Origin of the sequence: Roseomonas genomospecies 6 (genome assembly GCF_008365375.1) — a bacterium.
Classification (GTDB): domain Bacteria; phylum Pseudomonadota; class Alphaproteobacteria; order Azospirillales; family Azospirillaceae; genus Azospirillum.
Genome location: NZ_QOKW01000001.1, coordinates 410,414 through 431,756, shown reverse-complemented (window position 1 = coordinate 431,756; position 21,343 = coordinate 410,414). Strand labels below are relative to the sequence as shown.

The 21,343-nt window shown below is 69.7% G+C and carries 19 protein-coding genes and 1 tRNA gene; 11 read left to right on the top strand and 9 right to left on the bottom strand.

All coding sequences use genetic code 11. The annotated features are described in order from the left end of the window. Positions 1-163: 163 nt before the first annotated feature. On the bottom strand, positions 164-1,051 hold the full coding sequence (locus DS843_RS02015; protein ID WP_149467215.1) for a LysR family transcriptional regulator: 888 nt from the start codon (positions 1,049-1,051) through the stop codon (positions 164-166). Positions 1,052-1,184: 133 nt separating this feature from the next. Between DS843_RS02015 and DS843_RS02010 the strand changes: the two genes are divergently transcribed. The 6 genes from DS843_RS02010 to DS843_RS01985 all read left to right on the top strand — a co-directional run bounded on the left by DS843_RS02010 (position 1,185) and on the right by DS843_RS01985 (position 8,157). Continuing rightward, entirely contained in the window at positions 1,185-2,300 is a 1,116-nt protein-coding gene (locus DS843_RS02010) for an S-(hydroxymethyl)glutathione dehydrogenase/class III alcohol dehydrogenase (protein WP_208852170.1), read from the top strand. Positions 2,301-2,307: 7 nt separating this feature from the next. After that, positions 2,308-3,171, top strand: a complete 864-nt coding sequence (gene fghA / locus DS843_RS02005) for an S-formylglutathione hydrolase (RefSeq protein WP_149467213.1) — start codon at positions 2,308-2,310, stop codon at positions 3,169-3,171. Positions 3,172-3,312: 141 nt separating this feature from the next. Next, positions 3,313-4,290 carry a TAXI family TRAP transporter solute-binding subunit gene (locus DS843_RS02000; RefSeq protein WP_286191884.1) on the top strand — a complete coding sequence of 326 codons (978 nt, stop codon included), beginning with the start codon at positions 3,313-3,315 and terminating at the stop codon, positions 4,288-4,290. 170 nt (positions 4,291-4,460) lie between these two features. Further along, complete coding sequence (locus tag DS843_RS01995) at positions 4,461-6,536, top strand: TRAP transporter permease (protein ID WP_149467211.1); 2,076 nt, start codon at positions 4,461-4,463, stop codon at positions 6,534-6,536. Between the two features lie 51 nt (positions 6,537-6,587). After that, on the top strand, positions 6,588-7,601 hold the full coding sequence (gene dgcN / locus DS843_RS01990; RefSeq protein WP_149467210.1) for an N-acetyltransferase DgcN: 1,014 nt from the start codon (positions 6,588-6,590) through the stop codon (positions 7,599-7,601). 127 nt (positions 7,602-7,728) lie between these two features. Beyond that, positions 7,729-8,157 (top strand): NUDIX hydrolase, encoded by a 429-nt coding sequence (locus DS843_RS01985; protein ID WP_353618316.1) that lies wholly within the window; start codon positions 7,729-7,731, stop codon positions 8,155-8,157. 66 nt (positions 8,158-8,223) lie between these two features. Here DS843_RS01985 and DS843_RS01980 read toward each other — a convergent pair whose 3' ends face one another. Beyond that, on the bottom strand, positions 8,224-9,234 hold the full coding sequence (locus DS843_RS01980) for a C-terminal binding protein (RefSeq protein ID WP_149467208.1): 1,011 nt from the start codon (positions 9,232-9,234) through the stop codon (positions 8,224-8,226). A 361-nt stretch (positions 9,235-9,595) separates the two neighbouring features. On the opposite strand from DS843_RS01980, the gene DS843_RS01975 reads away from it, so the two are divergent. Further along, positions 9,596-9,682: transfer RNA gene (locus DS843_RS01975), tRNA-Leu, on the top strand. Positions 9,683-9,782: 100 nt separating this feature from the next. Here DS843_RS01975 and DS843_RS01970 read toward each other — a convergent pair. The 3 genes from DS843_RS01970 to DS843_RS01955 form a co-directional block, all read right to left on the bottom strand. Further along, the gene (locus DS843_RS01970) at positions 9,783-11,945 is read right to left on the bottom strand and encodes a hypothetical protein (RefSeq protein ID WP_286191883.1); all 2,163 of its coding nucleotides are present in this window, start codon (positions 11,943-11,945) and stop codon (positions 9,783-9,785) included. A gap of 66 nt (positions 11,946-12,011) precedes the next feature. After that, positions 12,012-12,368, bottom strand: a complete 357-nt coding sequence (locus DS843_RS01960; RefSeq protein ID WP_149467207.1) for a hypothetical protein — start codon at positions 12,366-12,368, stop codon at positions 12,012-12,014. After that, positions 12,365-12,592, bottom strand: coding sequence for a hypothetical protein (locus DS843_RS01955; protein WP_149467206.1), 228 nt, complete (start codon positions 12,590-12,592; stop codon positions 12,365-12,367). Before DS843_RS01955 ends, DS843_RS01960 begins: the two co-directional genes overlap by 4 nt. Before the next feature lie 192 nt (positions 12,593-12,784). On the opposite strand from DS843_RS01955, the gene DS843_RS01950 reads away from it, so the two are divergent. Then, the gene (locus DS843_RS01950) at positions 12,785-13,003 is read left to right on the top strand and encodes a hypothetical protein (RefSeq protein ID WP_286191882.1); all 219 of its coding nucleotides are present in this window, start codon (positions 12,785-12,787) and stop codon (positions 13,001-13,003) included. Between the two features lie 526 nt (positions 13,004-13,529). Then, a complete protein-coding gene (locus tag DS843_RS01945; RefSeq protein WP_286191894.1) occupies positions 13,530-16,178 on the top strand; it encodes a DUF3772 domain-containing protein in 2,649 nt (882 codons plus the stop codon). 19 nt (positions 16,179-16,197) lie between these two features. Here the strand turns inward: DS843_RS01945 and DS843_RS01940 are convergent, their stop codons facing one another. Further along, positions 16,198-16,443, bottom strand: a complete 246-nt coding sequence (locus tag DS843_RS01940) for a hypothetical protein (RefSeq protein ID WP_149467204.1) — start codon at positions 16,441-16,443, stop codon at positions 16,198-16,200. Between the two features lie 336 nt (positions 16,444-16,779). Then, positions 16,780-17,931, bottom strand: coding sequence for an MFS transporter (locus DS843_RS01935; RefSeq protein WP_149467203.1), 1,152 nt, complete (start codon positions 17,929-17,931; stop codon positions 16,780-16,782). Positions 17,932-18,137: 206 nt separating this feature from the next. Between DS843_RS01935 and DS843_RS01930 the strand changes: the two genes are divergently transcribed. Further along, positions 18,138-18,749: a glutathione peroxidase gene (locus DS843_RS01930; RefSeq protein WP_149467202.1), complete on the top strand. Its 612-nt coding sequence runs from the start codon at positions 18,138-18,140 to the stop codon at positions 18,747-18,749. A 4-nt stretch (positions 18,750-18,753) separates the two neighbouring features. Beyond that, positions 18,754-19,227 carry a DUF3429 domain-containing protein gene (locus DS843_RS01925; protein ID WP_149467201.1) on the top strand — a complete coding sequence of 158 codons (474 nt, stop codon included), beginning with the start codon at positions 18,754-18,756 and terminating at the stop codon, positions 19,225-19,227. On the opposite strand, the gene dusA is transcribed toward DS843_RS01925, so the two are convergent. Together dusA and hexR are read right to left on the bottom strand one after the other, a co-directional pair. Further along, the gene (gene dusA, locus DS843_RS01920; protein WP_149467200.1) at positions 19,208-20,197 is read right to left on the bottom strand and encodes a tRNA dihydrouridine(20/20a) synthase DusA; all 990 of its coding nucleotides are present in this window, start codon (positions 20,195-20,197) and stop codon (positions 19,208-19,210) included. The two genes, DS843_RS01925 and dusA, sit on opposite strands and share 20 nt — an antisense overlap. Before the next feature lie 227 nt (positions 20,198-20,424). Beyond that, on the bottom strand, positions 20,425-21,309 hold the full coding sequence (gene hexR, locus DS843_RS01915) for a transcriptional regulator HexR (RefSeq protein ID WP_149467199.1): 885 nt from the start codon (positions 21,307-21,309) through the stop codon (positions 20,425-20,427). Between the last annotated feature and the right edge of the window lie 34 nt (positions 21,310-21,343).

Genomic DNA, 21,343 nt, shown 5'->3' with positions numbered 1-21,343 from the left:
GCAATGCAGGGTGGAAATATGTGACGGCCATCACGCCGATATCGCGGATAGGCTGTGGCAGGTGGTCGCATATGAGTGGTGGGTGAGAGGTGAAGCGCACTTTAAAGATGCTGTTCCGTCGTCTTCCGGCCGGTGGAACCGCTCCGGCAGGCCATGCCGGGCGTCAGCGGTATTCGGGCCGCCGCGCCAAGCCTTCCTTCAGGTGCCGGATCAGCAACCGCACCTTGGGCGACAGGTGGCGTTGCGGCGGATAGACGGCCCAGACGGCGGTGTTGGGCGGGCGGTGGGCTTCCAGAAGGGAGACCAGCCGCCCCGCCGTCAGATGCTCCATCACATAATAATCGGGCAACTGGCACAGCCCGAACCCGCGTAGCGCCGCGTCCAGAACCGCCGTGCCGCTGTTGCAGCGCCAGCGCCCCTGGGGCCGGAACAGCCATTCCTGCCCACCCTCGTCCAGGGACCATGTGTCCGCCGTGCCGGTCAGGCACTCGTGCTCCGCCAGATCGGCCAGCGTGCGCGGCGTTCCGCGCCGCTCCAGGTAGGAGGGGGCGGCGCACAGATGCATCACCCGCGGTGCGATCCGCGTGGCGACGAGGCTGGAATCCATCAGCCGCCCCAGCCGCACGGCCAGATCCACTCCCTCATGCACCAAATCCAGCCGGCGGTTCGTCAGCTCGATCTCGACGCGGAGCTGGGGATGGCGCTCCAGGAAGCCGTTCACCAGCGGGACCACGAACCGCTCGCCGTAGGCCACGGCGCAGGTCAGGCGCAGCAGGCCCTTGGGCTCCGCCTGGAGGTCGCTGACGGCGAGCAGCGCCTCGTCCCGCTCCTCGATCAGGCGGCGGCAGTGGGCGAGCAGGGAGCGGCCCGCCTCGGTCAACGTCACGCTGCGGGTGGTGCGGTAGAACAGGCGGGCCTGCAGCCGGTCCTCCAGCCGCGCCACCTGCCGGCTGACCTGTGAGGAGGAGATGCGCAGCCGCTCCGCCGCGCGGGAGAAGCCGCCGCAGTCCGCGACCGCCACGAACTCGTCGATGCCATCCCACCGGCTCACCCGTCAAACCCCCGTTCCGGCTCGATTATCCCCATATGGCAACAATCCTCTCCAACATTGCAGCGTTGTCAACGCGCGCGGGATGCTAATTTCGAATCTTAAAGAAACGCGAACGCATGGAGACGGTGGGATGGTGAAGTCACGCGCGGCGGTGGCCTGGGAAGCGAAGCGCCCCCTGGAGATCGAAGAGGTCGAGGTCGCGGCGCCCAAGCAGGGCGAGGTTCTGGTGCGCATCGTCGCCACCGGCGTCTGCCACACCGACGCCTACACCCTGTCCGGCATGGATTCGGAAGGCGTGTTCCCGGCGATCCTGGGCCATGAGGGCGCCGGCATCGTGGAGGAGGTCGGGCCGGGCGTCACCTCCGTCCAGGTGGGCGACCATGTCATCCCGCTCTACACGCCGGAATGCGGGAAGTGCAAATTCTGCCTGTCCGGCAAGACCAACCTCTGCCAGGCGATCCGCGCCACCCAGGGCAAGGGCCTGATGCCGGACGGCACCACCCGCTTCACGGCGAAGGGGCAGCCGGTGTTCCATTACATGGGCACCTCCACCTTCTCCGAATACACGGTGCTTCCGGAAATCGCGGTGGCGAAGATCAACAAGGCCGCCCCGCTGGAGAAGGTCTGCCTGCTCGGCTGCGGCGTGACCACCGGCATGGGCGCGGTGCGCAACACCGCGAAGGTCGAGCCGGGTTCGACGGTCGCCATCTTCGGCTTGGGCGGCATCGGCCTGTCGGCGATCATCGGCGCCGTCATGGCGAAGGCATCGCGAATCATCGGCATCGACATCAACCCCGACAAGTTCGAGATCGCCAAGCAGCTCGGCGCGACGGACGTCGTGAATCCGCAGGACTACGACCGCCCCATCCAGGAAGTGCTGGTCGAGATGACAGACGGCGGCGTCGATTACAGCTTCGAATGCATCGGCAACGTGAAGGTGATGCGCGCGGCGCTGGAATGCTGCCACAAGGGCTGGGGCGAGTCGGTCATCATCGGTGTCGCCGGGGCGGGGGAGGAGATCAGCACCCGTCCGTTCCAGCTCGTCACCGGGCGCGTGTGGCGCGGCTCCGCCTTCGGCGGCGTGCGCGGGCGGTCGGAGCTGCCGGACTACGTGGAGCGCTACCTGAAGGGCGAGTTCGAACTGGACACCTTCATCACCCACACCATGGGGCTGGAGGACATCAACCACGCCTTCGACCTGATGCACGAGGGCAAGAGCATCCGGTCCGTCATCCTCTACAACCCGTGAGGACCGGATGGACCCGCAACTGACCCAGATCGCGGCGAACCGCTGTTTCGGCGGCTGGCACAAGCGCTTCCGGCACCGCTCCGCGGTGCTGGACTGCGACATGGTGTTCGCCGTCTATCTGCCGCCGCAGGCCGAAACGGGCGCCAAATCGGGCAAGGTGCCGGTGCTCTACTGGCTGTCCGGCCTGACCTGCACGGACGAGAACTTCATGCAGAAGGCCGGCGCCATGCGCATGGCGGCGGAACTCGGAATCGCCATCGTGGCGCCGGACACCAGCCCGCGCGGCCCCGACGTGCCCGGCGACCCGGACGGCGCCTGGGACTTCGGGCTGGGCGCCGGCTTCTACGTCAACGCGACGCGGGAGCCCTGGGCCAAGCACTACCGCATGCACGACTATGTGGTGCGGGAACTGCCGGAACTGGTGGAGGCGGAACTGCCGGTGACGGACCGGCGCTCCATCTCCGGCCATTCCATGGGCGGGCATGGCGCGCTCGTTTGCGCTTTGCGCAATCCGGGCCGCTACCGCGCCGTGTCGGCCTTCGCGCCGATCGGCAATCCGGCCAGCGTGCCCTGGGGCGAGAAGGCGTTCGAGCGCTTCTTCGGCACCGACTACGCGGCGTGGCTGGAGTGGGACAGTTGCGCCCTGCTGGGCCGCGCCACGGAGAAGCTGCCGATCCTGGTGGACCAGGGCGACGCCGACAGCTTCCTTGAGACGCAGTTGAAGCCGGAAAACCTGCAACGGGCGGCGGAGGCGGCGGGCCACCCGCTGACGCTGCGGCTTCAGCCGGGCTACGACCACAGCTATTTCTTCATCGCCAGCTTCATCGACGACCACCTGCGCCACCACGCGGCGGCTCTGCTGGAAGGCTGACGCCTCGCCTGCGCATACGGCCCATCCTGTCCCGGAATGGGCCGTATGCCCGGACGAGTCATCCATTCGTATCGACAAGCCTCCTACCCAAAGGCATGATTTCGTTACGACGCGAAATAATGGGAGGTTGTCGTGAATTTCATGTCCAAGACCCGCCGTCTGGCTTTCGCCGCCGTCGCGGGCGCGGTCGCCATCGGCGCCACCGTCGCCGTGGCGCAGACGCCGGCCTTCTTCCGCATCGGCACGGGCGGCACCGCCGGCACCTACTATCCGGTCGGCGGCCTGATCGCCAACGTCATCTCCGGCACCAACGGCGGCGTGCCCGGTCTGGTCGCCACCGCCGTGGCCTCCAACGGGTCCGTCGCGAACATCAACGCGATCAACGGCGGCTCGTCCGAGTCGGGCTTCTCGCAGTCGGACGTCGCCTATTGGGCCCACACCGGCACCGGCCTGTTCGAGGGCAAGGGCAAGGTGGAGGACCTGCGCGTCATCGCCACGCTCTATCCGGAGACGATCCATCTGGTCGCCCGCAAGGACGCCAACATCAAGTCGGTCGCCGACCTGAAGGGCAAGCGGGTGTCGCTGGACGAGCCGGGCTCGGGCACGCTGGTCGACGCGCGCATCGTCCTCGGCGCCTTCGGCCTGACCGAGAAGGACGTGAAGGCGGAGTATCTGAAGCCGGGTCCGGCGGGCGACCGCCTGCGCGACGGCGCGCTGGACGCCTACTTCTTCGTCGGCGGCTACCCGACCGGCGCCATTTCGGAACTCGCCACCTCCTCGGGCATCTCGCTGGTCCCGATCACCGGGCCGGAAATCGACAAGATGCTGGGCCAGTACCAGTTCTTCGCCAAGGACACGGTTCCGGCCAACACCTACAAGGACGTGCCGGAGACCCAGACCATCTCCGTCAACGCCCAGTGGCTGACCAGCGCCAAGCAGCCGGACGACCTCGTCTACAACATCGTCAAGACGCTCTACAACGAGAAGAGCCGCGCCGCGCTCGACGCCGGCCACGCCAAGGGCAAGCTGGTCACGCTGAAGAACGCGACCACGGGCCTGGGCATCCCGCTGCATCCGGGTGCGGAGAAGTTCTACAAGGAACAGGGCGTCCTGAAGTAAGGCGTCCCTGAAACACGATGCACCGGGCGGGGCCGTTCCGGCATGGCGCGGCCCCATCCCACCCCCGTCGTGGGGTCAATCCCTCCTTCCCGTCTCGGGTCGGAGGGTTTTCGGGTTTGAGGGGACGTGAAGCAAGCCCCCGGCCCCGCCCGATTCTATCTGGAGCATCCATGACCGAAATCCATCGCGATCCGCCGCCCGATCCCCGGCTGGACCCCGCGTCCATGGAACTCGACGAGGCCAAGGCGCGGGAACTGGAGGAGAAGTTCGACTCCGAGATCCGCTTCCGCCCACTGTCGCCGCTGGCGGGGCAACTGGTCGGCGGCCTGCTGATCGTGCTGTCGCTGTTCCACTACTACACCGCGGGATTCGGCCTTCTGGGAGAGATGGAGCACCGGGGCATCCATCTGGCCTTCGTGCTGGGCCTCGTCTTCCTCGTCTTCCCCTTCACCAGGAGCGGCTACGGCGAACCTGTGGCGGGCACGCCGCTGCGCCCGCTGGGCATCGGCCTCCAGGATTGGGCACTGGCCATCGGGGCGGTCGTCGCGGTGATGCATGTCCCGCTGATCCCGCTGGACGATCTGGCCTTCCGCGTCGGCAACCCGACCACCACGGACGTGATCCTGGGCGGCATCCTGATCGTCGTTCTGCTGGAGGCGACGCGCCGGTCGGTCGGCTGGCCGCTGCCGATCATCGCGTCGATCTTCATGGGCTACGCGATCTGGGGGCCGCAGATGCCGGGGCTGCTGAAGCATCCCGGCGCCTCGGTGTCGCAGCTCGTCGATCACCTCTACCTGACGACGCAGGGCATCTACGGCATCGCGCTGGGCGTCGTGGCGACCTACGTCTTCCATTTCGTGCTGTTCGGCGTCTTCGCCACGCGCATCGGGCTGGGGCAGCTCTTCCTCGACTGCGCGGCCTGGGTGGCCGGGCGCTACGCGGGCGGTCCCGCGAAGGTCGCCATCTTCGGGTCGGCGCTGTTCGGCATGATCTCCGGCTCCTCGGTCGCCAACACGGTCACGGTGGGCTCGCTGACCATCCCGGCGATGAAGCGGCTGGGCTACAAGCCGCATTTCGCCGCCGCGGTGGAATCCACGGCCTCCACCGGCGGGCAGATCACCCCGCCGATCATGGGCGCCGCGGCCTTCCTGATGATCGAGTTCCTGGGCCTGCCCTACACGACCATCATCCTGGCGGCCATCGTTCCAGCCTTCATGCATTTCTTCGGCGTGCTGGTGCAGGTGCATTTCGAGGCCAAGCGCAACGGCCTGCGCGGCCTGCGTCCGGACGAGATGCCGGACCTGAAGGAGGCCTTCCGCCGCGACTGGCCGACGGTGATCCCGCTGATCGTGCTGATCGGCATCCTGATCGCCGGCTACACGCCTTATCTGGCGGCCTTCTGGGGCATCACGCTGTGCATCGCGGTCGGCCTGCTGAACCCGCGCAAGCGCATGACCATCCGGGAGGTTCTGGACGGGCTGCGCGACGGCGCCAAATACGCGCTGGCGGTCGGCGCCGCCGCGGCGACGGTGGGCATCATCGTGGGCGTGGTCACCCTGACCGGCGTCGGCTTCAAGATCTCCTACATCGTCACCTCCACCGCCGGGGAAATAGCGGGGACGCTCGGCGCCGTCCTGCCGTCCTGGCTGGCCGACGTGAAGGGGCTGACGCTGCTGTTCACCCTCATCATGACCGGTATCGTCTGCATCCTGATGGGTTGCGGCATCCCGACCACGGCCAACTACATCATCATGGCGACCATCGCCGCCCCGGCGCTGGGCCTGCTGGGCGTGGCGCCGATCGTGGCGCATTTCTTCGTCTTCTATTACGGGGTGCTGGCCGACATCACGCCACCGGTGGCGCTGGCCGCCTACGCGGCGGCGGGCATGGCGGGGGCGGACCCGTTCAAGACCGGCAACACGGCCTTCCGGCTGGGTCTGGCGAAGGCGCTGGTGCCGTTCGTCTTCGTCTTCTCGCCGTCGCTGCTGCTGGTGGCGCCGGGCTTCACGTGGCCCGACTTCCTCATCGCCTTTTTCGGCTGCATCGTCGGCATCGTCTGCCTGGGCGCGACCCTGACCGGCTGGCTGCTGACCCACATGCGGACCTGGGAACGGGTGCTGCTGGGGCTGGCCGCCGTCCTTCTGGTCGCGCCGGAGCTGTATTCGTCGCTGCTGGGGCTGGCGCTGATCGTGCCCGTCCTGCTGCGCCAGATGACGGCCCGCCGCCTATCGCCTGAAACCGCCTGACGCCCGAAACCGCCTGACGGCACCAACCGGTCTTTTCGAGAGGACCCGTTCATGGACATTCCCCATCCCTATCTGATGTTCCTCGGCGACGTGCAGGACCAGCTCGGCGCCAAGACGGCGCAGGGCATCGTCGACTGGCGGCCCGAGTGGTGCCTGGGCCAGATCCGGCTGGAGGGCTGCAAGGCCGACCTCGGCATTCCCGACATGACCATCGCGGAAGCCGCGGGCCATGGCGCCCGCACGCTGGTGGTCGGCGTGGTGAACGCCGGAGGCGTCCTGCCGGAACACTGGACCAGCGCCATCGTCCAGGCCATCGAGGCCGGCATGGACGTGGCCAGCGGCCTGCACACCCGGCTGGAGAGCGTTCCCGCCATCGCGGAGGCCGCCGCGCGCCATGGCCGCCGGCTCTTCAACGTGCGCCATTCCGACCAGCGCTTCGCCACCGGCAAGGGGACCAAACGTCCGGGCCTGCGGCTGCTGACCGTCGGCACCGACTGCTCCGTCGGCAAGAAGTACACCGCGCTGGCTCTGGAGAAGGAGATGCGGGCGCGGGGCATGGACGCGGATTTCCGCGCCACCGGCCAGACCGGCGTCTTCATCTCCGGGCGCGGGGTCGCCATCGACGCCGTGGTGGCGGACTTCATCTCGGGTGCCGTGGAATGGATCGCCCCGGCGGCGGACCCGGCCCACTGGGACCTGATCGAAGGGCAGGGCTCGCTCTACCACCCGTCCTTCGCGGGCGTGTCGCTGGGGCTGCTGCACGGCGCCCAGCCCGACGCCTTCGTCGTATGCCACGAGCCGACGCGGACCACCATGCGCGGCGTGCAGCACCCGCTGCCGTCGATCCAGGAGGTGATCGACCTGACGGTCCGCTGCGGCCAACTGACCAACCCCGGCATCCGCCCGGTCGGCATCGCCATCAACACCAAGGCCTATGGCGAGGACGAGGCCCAGGCCTGCCTGGACGCGGCGGCGAAGGCCTACGGCCTTCCGGCCACGGACCCTATCCGGTTCGGCATAGCCAATATTGTTGATCGTTTGACGGAAGAATTTCCCACGGCGTGACGTTAATAGGAGATGATCATTGTAACGATGGGCGGCACGGACCACCGGCGCCCATCGTCACACAAGAGATCATCCCGCCATCCGGTTCAGCCGAGTTGGATCGCGGGCCCGGCTTTCCCACTTGGACATGATGAGCAACCGCACCCCCGCCACCCAATACGCCGCCCTTCCTTTTCGCCTTCGCAATGGCCGGCCGGAAGTCCTGCTGGTCACGTCGCGGGAAACCAGGCGGTGGATCATCCCCAAGGGGTGGGCGGAGGAGGGCGTGAAGCCGTCCGCCATGGCGGCGCGGGAGGCGTACGAGGAGGCCGGCGTGCGGGGCACCGTCGATCACCGGCCCTTCGGCAATTTCCGTTACATGAAGCGGCTGAGCGCCAACAAGTCGGTCCTGTGCGCCGTTACCGTCTTCCTTCTGGAGGTCGACGAGGTGCTGGACGACTGGCCCGAGAAGGGCCAGCGGGAGCGCCGCTGGCTCACCCCGTCCCAGGCCGCCCTGGCGGTGGGAGAAAGCGCGCTGGTCGAAATGCTCCTGCGGCTGGGCATTCCGCCGGATTGACCGGTTGTCCACCCAAACGGGTCAGGGCCAAACGGGTCAGGGCCAAACGGGTCAGGGCCAAACAACTCAGGGAAGAATGCGGTTGCGCAAAATCCCATCCTCCAGGAACAGGCGGGCGGTCTCGGCGGCGTTGCGCCGCATCTCGACGGCGGCCTCGTCGGAATGGAAGGCGTTGTGGGGCGTGACCACGAGACGGCCTTCCAGCCAGCTCTCCCGCTTGCGCCATGCGTCCAGCAAGGAATGCGGGGCCGGCGGTTCGCTCGGCAGGACGTCCGTGCCGACGGCGCCCAGACGCCCGCTGCGCAGCGCCTCCTCCAGCGGGTCCAGCCCGGCGAACATCTCGCCGCGCGCGGTGTTCACCAGAAGGGCGCCAGGCTTCAGCTTCGCCAGGAAATCCCGGTCGATCAGGCCGCGGGTCTCCGGCGTCAGCGGGCAGTGGAAGGTCACGATGTCGGACTCGGCCAGAAGCTCGTCCAGCCGGCGGACCCGGCGATAGCCGACCGCCTTCTCATGACCGGCGGGCTGCTGCGGGTCGTAGCCGAGGATGCGGTAGCCGAAGGGCTTCAGCCGGTTCACCACGGCGGTGCCGATCCGCCCCACGCCGACGACTCCCACCGTCGCCGCGCCGGAGCGCCGCAGCGGGGTCAGCGTGTTGGCCTGCCACGTCGTGCTGTAGGTGCGGGCGCGGGCGTCATGCTCCCACAACCGGCGCTGAAGGGAGAGCAGCAGGGAAACGGCGTGGTCGGCCACCTCCTCCGTCCCGTAATCCGGGTTGTTGCAGAAGGGGATGCCCGCGGCCTCCAGCGCCGCCACGTCGACCTTGTCATAGCCGACCCCGAACCGCACCACGACGCGGCAGCGGGGAAGCTTCGCCACCGTGGCCGGGCCGATGGGGGTGCTCCACACCAGCAGGGCGTCCAGCCGGGCGAGCCGCTCGGGGTCCAGGTCCGCTTCGCGCCGGGTGTCGAGGAAATCCACCTCGGCGAAACCGTCCAGAACCGCCGCCTCCAGATCCGGAGGGGGGATCATGTGGTCGGTGATGCCGACAACGTACGGCGCGCGCTTGCCCGTGGTCATTCTTCGGTCCGGCTCCTGGCGTTGGGGGCTTCATCCACGATGGTGGCGTGTCGTTCCGGTTATCCATTGCACGGGAACCCGCTTGCTGGAAAGCCGGCAGTTGAAGGAGGATTGCCGATGCGGGGCTACCGCGTTCGACAGGGGATCGAGACCGCTTGATTATCCGCGGGGAATGCGATAACAGGGCGCGGCGCGCAGGGATGCGCGCTTGGGCGGGCCGGTGCGGCCTGTTCGCGGCTTGCTCCCGACGGTGAGAAAGTTGTTGCATTCCGATGCGGCGCCGCGTAACGTCCTGCCTAGGAAATGTGAGTATATTCAATGGGTTGGACGTTCGCGCCCGGTCCATTCGGATGATGAAGTCGCGGTCGTGGCGGAATTGGTAGACGCGCAGCGTTGAGGTCGCTGTGGCAGAAATGCTGTGGAAGTTCGAGTCTTCTCGACCGCACCATCTTCCTCCGGCGGAACGCCGGACAGTGTTGAAAGCAGTTTCGAAAAGCGGGGCCTTCTCAGGCCCCTTTTTCATGCCCGCACGCAGCGGGGCCTTTCCCTCACTCCTCCAGCGTCCAATTCCCGGCGGTCCGGCAGGTGCGCAGCGGCGCGCCGGTATCCCGTCCGGCGGGCGTGGTCACGACATGGGTCAGCGCGAAGCACAGGCGCCCGCGCTCCTTCGGGTCGGCGATGCGGCCCGTCACGGTGATCCGCCCGGTGCGCAGCCCGTCGCCCGACGTCCAGTCCTGACCCGCCCTATTCTGACCCGCCCCATTCTGACCTACGGCGGCCCGGTCGGTGCCGAAGGCGGCCAGCGCCCCCAGGAAGGCCCCGGCGACCAAGGGCTGGTCGTCCCGGTTCATGCGCAGCCGGGTGGCGTTGCTCCAGCCCGGTCCGACCAGCAGTTCCGGGGTTCGGATGTCGACGGCCACCCGGTCGGCGGCGATGGCGACCGCGAGATCCAGCGGGTCCTCCGGCGCCACGCCCGGCGGCGTGTCCACCAGCCCGGTCAGACTGGCGAGCCCGGTCCGCGTGCCTTCGCCCATCTTGCCGTCGATGGCGCCGTCGTAGCGCCCCAGCCGGGCCAGCGCCCGCTGCGCGGCCATGACGCGCTCCTCCGGCGTCAGAACGCGCGGGGCGGGCAGGGGGGCGCGGCCCTGGGTGATGGCCTCCACGTCCAGCCGGTGGTTCAGCCGGCTGAAGCCCGGACCGCCGTTCCACAGCGTCAGCAGACCGAGATGGACCACCGCCGCGGCGGAGAGCAGGACGAGCGGCCAGGACCCCTGGTCCGGCGCGCGGACCGGTCCGCCGAATACGGCGCCCAGCGCGCCGCGCACCACCCCGCGGACCAGCGCCCACAGGGCGAGCCCCGCGGCGACGGGAACCCCGATGTCCCAGCCCAGCCGCAGCGGCAACGGCGCGGGCTGCTCCGCCGTCGCTCCGGTCAGCAGCGCCGGAGCGTCCACCCCGGCCACCAGCAGCAGGAGCAGAGCGAGCCCCCCCGCCGCGGCGATCCAGCTCCGCGCCACGGCGGTGCGGCTGGTCTCGGCGAAGCGTTCCGCCAGGACGGCGGCGGTTTCCATCACGAAGGCGCGGCTGACGCAGCCCTCATGGTCGGCCAGGATCGCAGCGGCGTCGGGCTCCCGCCCCTCCAGAACCGCTTCGGCGACCGACCGGGTCAGGCGATAGGCTCCGGCCAGGGCGAAGGCGTCCGCGGGCGGCAAGGCCCGGATGCGCGCCAGCACCGGGGCCAGCACCGTGTCGAGGAAGGGCGGCAGCGCGGCGGCCTCGGCGTCCGGCCCGACCGTTTCGATTTCGAACGGCACGCCGTCGCATTCGCAGGACAGCGCGACCACCGTCAGCGTGCCGCTGCGCTGGTGGAGAAGCTGCGTGCCGGAATGGCGGATCGTGGCGGGTGCGGGGTTGGCCAGCGCCGCGAAGCGGGCGAAGCCGGCCTCCTCCAGCGCCATCCGCACCGCCGCCGGGGCATCCGGGGGAGCGGTCAGGCTGCAGGACGGGTGGGCCGTCAGGCGGGGGTGGTGGATGTGGGTGAACTGCCCGACACCGCCGCAGGTCGTGCAGGCGACCACCCCGGCGCCCACGCAGACCGGGCAGCGGTGCTGGCCGCGCCCGCCGCACTCCGCGCATTCCGGCGCCTCGGCGGTGGGGGTGTGGGTGCATCGGGTCTTGCCGCCGCGGCAGCCCTCGCCGCCGCAGGCGCGCACCCCGCCGCCGTTGCAGTCGGTGCAGACCTCGTGCAGGTAGTAGGGGCCGCGCAGCGACGCCAGGGGCGGCAGGGGCTCCTCCGCCGCGGAGATCGCCTCGGCCCGCTCGTCCAGCGGGCCGAGCAGCGTGGCGAAGCGGTGGGCCGTCTCCAGCGAGGCCGCCTCGGCGTCCAGGTCGCGGGCCAGCGTCGCGTTCAGCTCGGCGGCGTTGCGGCAGTAGATGGCGAAGCGCACCATCTCCGCGCCCAGCCGGACCTCCACCTCCGTCGCCCAATCGATGGTCAGGGTCAGATGGGCGCCGACCATCACGTCGCGCTGCTGGGCCTGGAGAAGAGTCACGCCCTCCGGGGCCGGAACGTTGCCGGACGCGGCGTGGCGCAGCCGCCGGAGCAGGGCCGCCTGCGGAGCCGACGGCGGGGAGGCGGGCCGGCCCGGGCTGTTCCGGTCATACTCGTTCACGTCGAGTTCGGGCCGGTCGAAATCGAGGCTGTCGGGCATGGGGCGTGCGTGTCCGCGATCAGGGGCGCCGGCACAGGAAAAGGCCGCGGACGCCGGAACGGAAGGTCAGGCGGCGACGTCCGGCGCGGGGCCGCCGGCCTTGGGTGCCTTATCGTCATGCGCCGTCTCGTCGGGGGCCGTCTCGTCATGAGCCGTCTCGTCGGGCTCCCGGTCGTCCGGAGTCCCGTCCTCGGGGGTGTCGCCGACGTCCGCGGCCTCCGCCTCGGCGTTCGGGGGCGGCGCGTGGCGGACCCAGCGGCGGCCTTCCATGGCGAAGCCGTGGTCGCGGAACCACAGCCGCTCCGCCTCGTCGGCGGCGCGGAAGAGCACCAGGGTCCAACCGTCGCACACCTGCGTGCCGTCGCCGCCGTCGTCGGGCATCGCGTAGGGCTGGAGCGAATAGGGGAAGTCGTCGCGGGTCACAGCATACCCCCCGTATTGGAGCCGCCGGAGCCGGATGGGCGCGCCGATGCGGACGGGGGCTGGGATTCCTCCCCCTCGACCAGCTCCAGATCGCTTTCGGCGGCGTATTTGATGAGACGGCCATCGGCCAGACGGATGTCGTAGGTCGGCTCACCGGCAAGGGTCCGTGCGACGACGAGAGCGTCCTGCCCCGCATACCTCACCCGTGTTCCCAACCGCAGCATTCCGCCTCCGACCGTGTGTTGATCTTCGTCGCAGGCTAAGGATTCGTCCGGGGGCGTGCTGTGTCAAAAACAGGACGCCAAAGGAGCAGGGCTGTGCTTGCGGGGTTCTCCCCTTGCGGGGCTTGGTGCGCCGGGCCCTTTGCGCTGTTGATGATGCGAAAGGACAGGTGTGGTGCAGCGATGGAGGTGTTCATGCCCGCACAGCGCGACGACGGCAACCGGAAGCCGACCGTCATCGATCTGGTGACCGATCCCGAGAAGTTCGACCAATGGCAGCGCCAGAGGGAGCGGGACGAGGCGTCCTCGGATCGGGCCGGGGGCCAGGGCGGGGGCCGGGGCGGGGATGGGGAGCGTGACCGGAGCGGCGAACCGGATCGGAGCCGCCCGGACTCTCCCGCGGGCCGGGACTGACGGGCCGGAAACGCCCGGCCGGAACCGTTATCCGATCACTCGGCGGCTTCGCGGGGAACCTGCACGTCCAGCGGGATGCCCAGCGGAGCGCTGCAATGGAACTGCATCAACCGGCGTTCGACCCGGATCAGGTAGGCGCGTGCGTCCAGCCCCACGGGGCCGCGGCTGTGTTCGCGGACGAGCCTGATGGCACGACAGGCGTAACCGCATTCCGGGGTCGCAAACTGGCACAAGGGGATCACCCGCCCAACGGTCTCGGTCCCAAAGACTTACCTCTTTCGATAGGGGGAGTCGAGCTTTGGTTGCGACTCGCGCTCAATGTCACAACGTAACGTATGGTTGATTCGCCGGTCCGACTCTGCCCTCCCTCTCTCCCTCCGCCCCCATTTTCCGCCCTCGGCCCCGCTGTCACATCCTGGTGACACGGTGCGTCATACTTTTGCCGCGACGACGAAGAGTATAGGTATCCCTTTTCCCGCACCGCCGGGATCACAGCCTTTCGACAACGAAGAGATTTCGAACGGTGATGCAGATTTCCTCCGCCTTTCGCCGCCGGGTCGGCCAGTTGCTGATGGCCTGGATGCTGTGCAGCGCGCTCGCGGCGGGCGCGGTCGTTCCATCCGCCCTGGCGCAGAACGCCGCCCCGGCGACGGAAGCGGCGGCGGACTTCAAGACCCGGCTGCCGCAATGGCGGAATGCCTTGGAGAAGGCGGCCAACCGCATCGCCGGGGGCGATCTGGCGAACACCGAGTACGAGACGCTGCGCGCCGATCTCGCGAAGATCCAGCAGGAGGCGCGGGAAGCCGGGGCCGGTGCGGTCGCCGCACGGGACACCGCGCAGCGGATGCTGGACGCGCTGGGTCCGCCGCCGGCCCAGGGCGCCCCGCCGGAGGAGGCGGGAATCGCGGCGGAGCGCAAGCGCCTGTCCCAGACCATCGCGGAGGTCGAGGGGCGGACCAAGCAGACCGAGCTGATCGTCACCCGCGCCGACATCCTGCTGCGCACCGCCGCCGACCAGCGCATGACCCAGCTCACCGAGCAGATCGTCCGGCGCGGCCCCGTGCCGCTGCTTCCCGCCACCTGGGCCGCCCTGCCGGAGCAGGTGGCCTATGTGCAGGAGCGCATCGGGCGGGCCTTCGGCATCGTGATGGCGGACGTGGAGTGGCGCGATCGGCTGTATGGGCTGGGCGCGCTCGCCGCCATCCTGTTCCTGGTCGCCTGGCCGGTGCGCCGGGTGCTGCTGCGCCGCTACGGCCACCGGGCGCTGGAGGAGCGCCCCGGCTACCGCCAGCGCGTGGTGGCGATGGCGGTTGAGGCGCTGGCCCGTTGCCTTGTGCCGCTGGTGCCGATCCTGGTGCTGTCCGGCGCCCTGGTGGGGCTGCTGCGCGACGCGGCGGACGCCGGGCCGCTGACCGCGCTGATGGTGGGGGTATCCGGCGGCCTGACGGCCTTCTTCCTGGTGACCGGAGTCGCCCGCGCCACCCTGGCGCCCGACCATCCGTCCTGGCAGCTCGCCAACCTCGACCCGGACAGCGCGCGCCGTCTGGTCCGCCGCGTCCCGCTCGCCATGGTGGGGCTGGCGCTGGCCGGCACGGGCGTCGCCCTGGCGGAGGGCATGTTCACCCCGCCGGAGCTGCGATCGGTCGCCGGATTCGGCGCCATGGCGCTGATCGCCGTGTCGCTGCTGTTCCTGTTCCCCGACCATCTCTGGCTCGCCGCCCCGCCGTCGGAGGCGGATGCGACCGACGACTGCGGATGCCCGGACGATCCCGGGCCGGGCGCCGGACTGGACGTCACGCTGCCCCCGCCCGTCCCGGCATCCCCCGCCGACGAGGTGACGGAGGCGCCGCCGGCCCGACCGCGGGTCGTCGGGCTGCGGCTGCGCCTGCTGATCGGGGCGGTCGCGCTCGCCGCGCTGGCGGCCTCGGGCGCCGGCTATCTCGTGGGGGCGATCTACGCCTCGAAGCTGATGCTGACCACGCTCATCATCGGCGGGGTGCTGCTGGTGGCGCGCGGCGTCCTGCGCGAGCTTCTGTGCGTCCTGCTGGAGCGCGGCAGCGGGCAGGTGGCGGAGGTGCGCGACATCGTGATCGCCACCGACCGGGGCCGCCGGATGCTGGGGCAGGCCGGGCGGACGGTGATCGACGGGCTGCTGCTGACCGTGGCGGCCTTCTTCCTGCTGCCGCTGACCGGCATGACCCTGTCGGAGATGAAGGGGCTGGCCGACGGCTTCCTCAGCGGCGTCACGGTGGGCGGCGTGCGCATCGCGCCGGGCGACATCATGTCGGCTCTGATGGTGCTGGGCGTCGTCATCGCGGTGACGCGCTTCATCCAGCGCCAGCTCGACGAGCGCATCCTGGGCCGCGTCAACATGGACGACGGCGTGCGCAACTCCATCCGCATGGGCGTCGGCTATCTGGGCACCACCATGGCGGTGCTGATGTCGGTCGGCACGCTGGGCCTCGACCTGTCGAGCCTCGCCATGATCGCGTCGGCCCTGTCGGTGGGTATCGGCTTCGGCCTTCAGAACGTCGTCAGCAATTTCATCTCCGGCCTCATCATGCTGGTGGAACGGCCGGTGAAGGTGGGCGACTGGGTGGTCGTCAACGGGCTGGAGGGCACGGTGCGCCGCATCAGCGTGCGCGCGACGGAGATCCAGACCTTCCAGCGCGCCTCCGTCATCATCCCGAACTCGGAGTTCATCTCAAAGGCGGTGGTGAACTGGACGCTGAAGGACAAGACGACCCGCATCGAGATCAAGGTCCGCGTCACCTACGACACCGACGCGCGGCAGGTCTACGCGCTGCTGCTGAGGATCGGTTACGGCCATGCCCAGGTGCTGCGCAACCCGGAGCCGATCGTGATGTTCCGCGACTTCGGCCCGAGCGGCCCGGAGTTCGAGCTGCGCTGCTTCGTCGCCAACACCGAGCACATCATCCCGGTGCGCAACGAACTGCGCATGCGCATCCTGGAGCAGTTCCGCGAGCAGGGCATCCAGATGCCGTTCGACCAGCAGACGGTCCACATGCCGAAGGTGGAGGCGATGCTGGAGTCGCTCCTGGCCGAGCGCCACGCCCAGGGCAACGTGCCGGAGCTTCAGGTGGTGGCCGACGGGGGGAAGGTCGTGCCGCTGGCCGACACGCTCACCGAACGGGGGCCGCGCACGGCCACCTGACACGGGCATCTGACGGGACTCAGGGCTGCGGCTCCGCCGGTTTGCGGCGCCGCAGCGGGGTGACCTTGGGCGGGGCGTCGGACGGGGCATCGGGAGGAACCGGCAGGGGCTGCCACCCCGCGATGGCGCGCACGCAGCGCAGCGCCTCCGGGTTGTTGGCGAAGACCGGGAACAGCCGGCGCAGTTCCACCACGGCGGACCATTCCCCGCGTTCGTGGAACGCCTGGCGGATCGTTTCGGCTTCGGCTTCGCTGACGGTGAACATGGCGCCAGGGTGCCCCGCGGACCGGTGGCGCGCAAGATGTCTCGGCGCCGGGACCGCTGCTCTGCCGTGGCCCGCACGCCCTGTCAAGAAAAGTTGTTCACAGGCCGCTACATCCTTCGCTTGACTCCCGTTCCGTGCCGGGGCAGCCGCCGGACCAGGGCCGATAATGCGCCGACGGCACGGAAAATCCTTGATCGGTGCCGGTTTCCGATGTGCCCAAAATTCGGGCATTTCCGCCGGACCCCTTGAGGGCCCGCCTGTCCCTTCGGTTACCCCTCGATTCGCCAACAGAGTTATCCACAGAATCTGGGGATATCCGAAATATAGGAATATTCGTCAGGCGGGGCGGCGGATCAGGCGCACGGCCCCGACGCCCAGCAGCATCGTCAGGGCGCCGCCGAACAGGAACAGGGCGGGCAGGCCGACCTGATCGGCGACCGCCCCGTACATCACCGGTCCCAGGCCCTGCCCCAGGAAGAAGGACGAGGCGAAGAGGGCCAGCGCCGACCCGCGCGCCGTCACCGACAGCTCCGTCGCCTGGGTCTGCATGGTGTTGTGCAGCATGTAGAAGCCGAACCCGGCGACCAGGAACAGCCCCGACACCACCGGCCAGGGCACCGGCGCCAGCGTCGCCAGATAGGCGCCCCCGGCCAGCAGGCCGCCGGCCCCCATCATCCCCCATTGGCCGAGCGTCCCCAGCAGGCGCCGCACGACGAAACTGTACATGACCCCGCCCACCGCGAAGGCGGCCAGGGTGACGCCGGCCTCGAAGGCGCCCTCGGCCCCGTGGCGGGACAGCATGGGCGCCACGAAGGGGAAGACGCCGAAGATCAGCAGCCCTTCCGCCGCCACCGTCGCGAACACCCAGACCGATACTGGATTCGCCAGGACGGAGGCGTAGCGCGCCCGCGCGTCGGCCATGGACAGGGGGTGGCGCTCCTCCCGCTCGCTCCGCAGGACCAGGATGGCGGTCAGAGCGATAAGGCCGGTCACCGTCGCCGCCAGCGCGAAGACGGCGCGCCAGCCCGCCACCTCCGACAGGGCGCCGGCCACGGCGGAGCCGGACATCTGGCCCAGGATGACGGCCAGCAGGAAACGGCTGATGGCGAACTGCCGCTCCGTATAGACCACCCGGTCGCCGATCAGGGCCATGGAGGCCGGGATGATCCCACCGGCGAAGGCCCCGGCCAGCACCCGGGCGGCCAGCACGCCGGTATAGCCGGGCGCCACCGCCGACAGCGCCACCCCGATGGTCAGGATCACCAGCGACAGCCGCACCAGCCGCGTCTTGCCGATGGCGTCGCCGACCGGCCCCAGGATGAGCTGCATTGCCGCATAGGGCAGCGTGTAGGCGGAGGAGAGCAACGCCGCCTCGGCCACGCCGATGCCCAGGTCCGACGCCATGACGGTCAGCATCGGGTCGGTCGCCCGCAGCGAGAAGGCGCTCGCAAACCCGGCGAGGCCGAGCATCAGGATGAGAAGGCGCATGGGGGGCGTCGGCCGGTCTGTCTTCGGGGGGCGGGGGACACAACCCTAAAGCAGGCGCGCCCGCCCAACGCACGGCAACATGGCCATGGCACCCATGCGCGTGCACGGTCCGACGTCGATACGCGCGGCGGTGCATGATCCGACGCGCCTTGGCCGCCGTATACTTCAGCGCTGTACAGAACCGCGCCGCCGACTGGGAGACCCTCATGCCAACGATCCGCGATGCCGCCCAATCCGCCGCCGTGACACTGTCCGCCGTACTGATGCTGTCCGCAGCCGTGCCCGGTGCGGCGGCGGACAGCATCAGTACGGCGCCCGACACGCTCGACTGGGCTTCGCTGCCCCTGCCGGCCATCGACGGCGGCACGCTCGCGCCCGATGCCTTCCGGGGCAAGGCGGTGCTGGTGGTCAACACGGCGTCGCAATGCGGCTACACCGGCCAGTATGAGGGGCTGCAAAAGCTCTGGGCCGGACGGCGGGACCGCGGGCTGGTCGTCCTGGGGGTGCCGAGCAACGATTTCGGCGGGCAGGAGCCCGGCAGCAACGCCCAGGTCGCGTCCTTCTGCGAACTCAACTACGGCGTGGACTTTCCCCTGATGGAGAAGCAGTCCGTCACCGGACCGCAGGCCCATCCGCTCTACCGCTGGGCGGCGGCGGTCACCGGGCCGCAGGGCGTGCCGCGCTGGAACTTCCACAAGATCCTGATCGGCCGCGACGGGCGGCTGGTGGAATGGTTCGGCAGCCCGGTGACGCCGGAGTCCGCCACCTTGACCGCGGCGGTGGACAAGGCACTGGCCCAACCCGCGCCGGGGCCGTGAGCGCATGGACGCATTCTCCTCCGACGGACGCCGCGCCGCGGTCGTGCGCCTGCTGTCCTACGGCGGGCTGATCCCCTTCGTCGGCGGCACCGCGCTGGCCTGGATGGCGGAGGGCGCCGGGCAGGCCGCTCTGGTGCGGGCGGTGGTCGTCTACGCGGTGTCGATCCTGTCCTTCATCGGCGCCATCCACTGGGGCCGCATCCTCGCTGGGCAGGAGGAGGCGGGGCGGGACGGCGAGACGAGCGGGCCGGCGTGGCTGGTCTGGGGAGTAGCACCGTCGCTGCTGGGGTGGGGTGCCACCCTGCTGCCGTCCGGCCTGACGGTGCCGGCGCTGATCCTGTCCTTCCTCCTGGCCTGGGCGGTGGACCGCAGCGCGGCGGCGGACGGGCACTATCCCCGCTGGTTCGGCACGCTGCGGACCCGCCTGACCATCGTCGTGTGCCTGACGCTCGCCGCGCTCATCCCGCTTGCTGCATGACCGCTTCGCGGTGGGGCACCAGCGCGGCGGCCTTCAGCAGCACCTCCGGCCCGGCGCCGGGGAGATGGGCGTTCTCGCTGATGTGGCGGCGCCACGCGCGGGCGCCGGGTAGGCCCTGGAACAGCCCCAGCATGTGCCGGGTGATCGCCGACAGCGGCGCCCCCTGGCGCATCCGTTCCTCGGCGTAGGCCGCCATCGCCTCGACCACCGCGTAGCGGTCGGGGCCGGGCTCCCCGCCGAACAGGCGGCGGTCGGCGTCGGCCAGGATGTAGGGCGTCTCGTAGGCGGCGCGTCCGATCATCACGCTGTCCACCGCGGCTAGGTGCTCCTCCGCCTCGTCCAGCGTGCGGATGCCGCCGTTGATGGCGATGGTGAGATGCGGGTTCTCCCGCTTCAGCCGGTGCACGAGGTCGTGGCGCAGCGGCGGGATGTCCCGGTTCTCCTTGGGGCTGAGGCCTTTCAGCCAAGCCTTGCGGGCGTGCACGATGAAGTGGGTGCAGCCGGCGGCGGAGACGGTGCGGACGAAACGGTCCAGCGTCGGCCATTCCTCCATCTCGTCGATGGCGATGCGCGACTTCACGGTGACGGGGATGGACACCGCCTCGCGCATGGCGCCGACCAGCCGGGCCACCAGATCGGGTTCCGCCATCAGGCAGGCGCCGAAGCGGCCCGACTGCACGCGGTCGCTCGGGCAGCCGACGTTCAGGTTGACCTCGTCGTAGCCCCATTCCTCGGCGATGCGGGCGCAGGCCGCCAACTCCGCCGGGTCCGACCCGCCGAGTTGGAGCGCCACCGGATGCTCCGCCGCGTCGTAGCCCAGCAGCCGGTCGCGGTCGCCGTGCAGCACGGCGCCGGTGGTGACCATCTCGGTGTAGAGCAGCGTGTTCTTCGACAGCAGACGGTGGAAGGTCCGGCAATGCCGGTCCGTCCAGTCCATCATCGGTGCGACGCTGAGTGCAATGGCGGGCATGGGCGGGAACTGTCTGTGAATCGATAAAAGCGGCGCATCAATTGGACGAAGCGGGCTCGAATGGCAAGAGGGAGGAAAGTTGTTTTGTCGCCTTGGATGAATAACCCTCTCCCCCCTGGGGAGAGGGTGGCCCGAAGGGCCGGTGAGGGGGATGCGCATGACGGTACGTCCGCACAAGCGCAACCCCCTCACCCTAACCCTCTCCCCGGAGGGGAGAGGGGACAGCGTCACGCCCGCTGGCGGCTTCTGGCGGGCTTTCCGTGGGCGGAGCGGGTGCCGGAGAGCACGGCCTTGACCTTCGCCAGATGGTGCCGCGCCTCCGCGCCGAGCTTCAGCGCCACGCCGGTGGACAGCACGTCGATGATCGCCAGATGGACGAGGCGCGAGGCCATGGGCGTGTAGATCTCCGCGTCCTCCACCGGCGTGTGGCCGATGGCCACCGACGACACCGCGGCCAGCGGCGAGCCGGGGGCGGTGATCGCGATGACCGGGATGCCCAGGTCGCGGGCCATCTGGGCCAGCTCCGTCACCATGATGGTGCGCCCGGTGTTGGAGATCGCCAGCAGCACCCCGCGCGCGCCCAGATTGACCGACAGCATGCGGACCATCATCGGGTCGGCGCTGGCCTGGGCCGCCATGCCGAAGCGCATGAACTTGTGCGCCGCGTCCTCCGCCACCACCGCCGAAGCCCCGGTGCCGATGCACAGGATGCTGGAGGCGTCGGCCAGCAGCTCCACCGCGTGGGACACCGCACCCATGTCCAGCGCGCCCGCCGCATCGTTCAGCGCGGCGGCGGCGGATGAAAAGATTTTTCGCGCGACGGTCGGTGTCTCGTCGTCCGGCGCCACATCCTGGCTGACGAAGGGGGTGCCGCGGGCCTGCCCTTCGGCCAGACGCAGCTTGAAGTCCGGGAAACCGCCGCAGCCGATGCTCCGGCAGAAGCGGACGACCGTCGCCTCGCTGACCCCGGCGGCCTGGGCCAGCGTGGTGATGCTCTGCCCCAGGATCTTCTGCGGCTCGGCCAGCACCATCTCGGCGACCTGGGCTTCGGAACGCTTCAGATCCGGCAGGCGGCCGCGGATGTGATCGAGGATGTTCACCGGCTTGAGCATCGAATCGGACCGTCCATCCCTGTAAGCGGCGTCC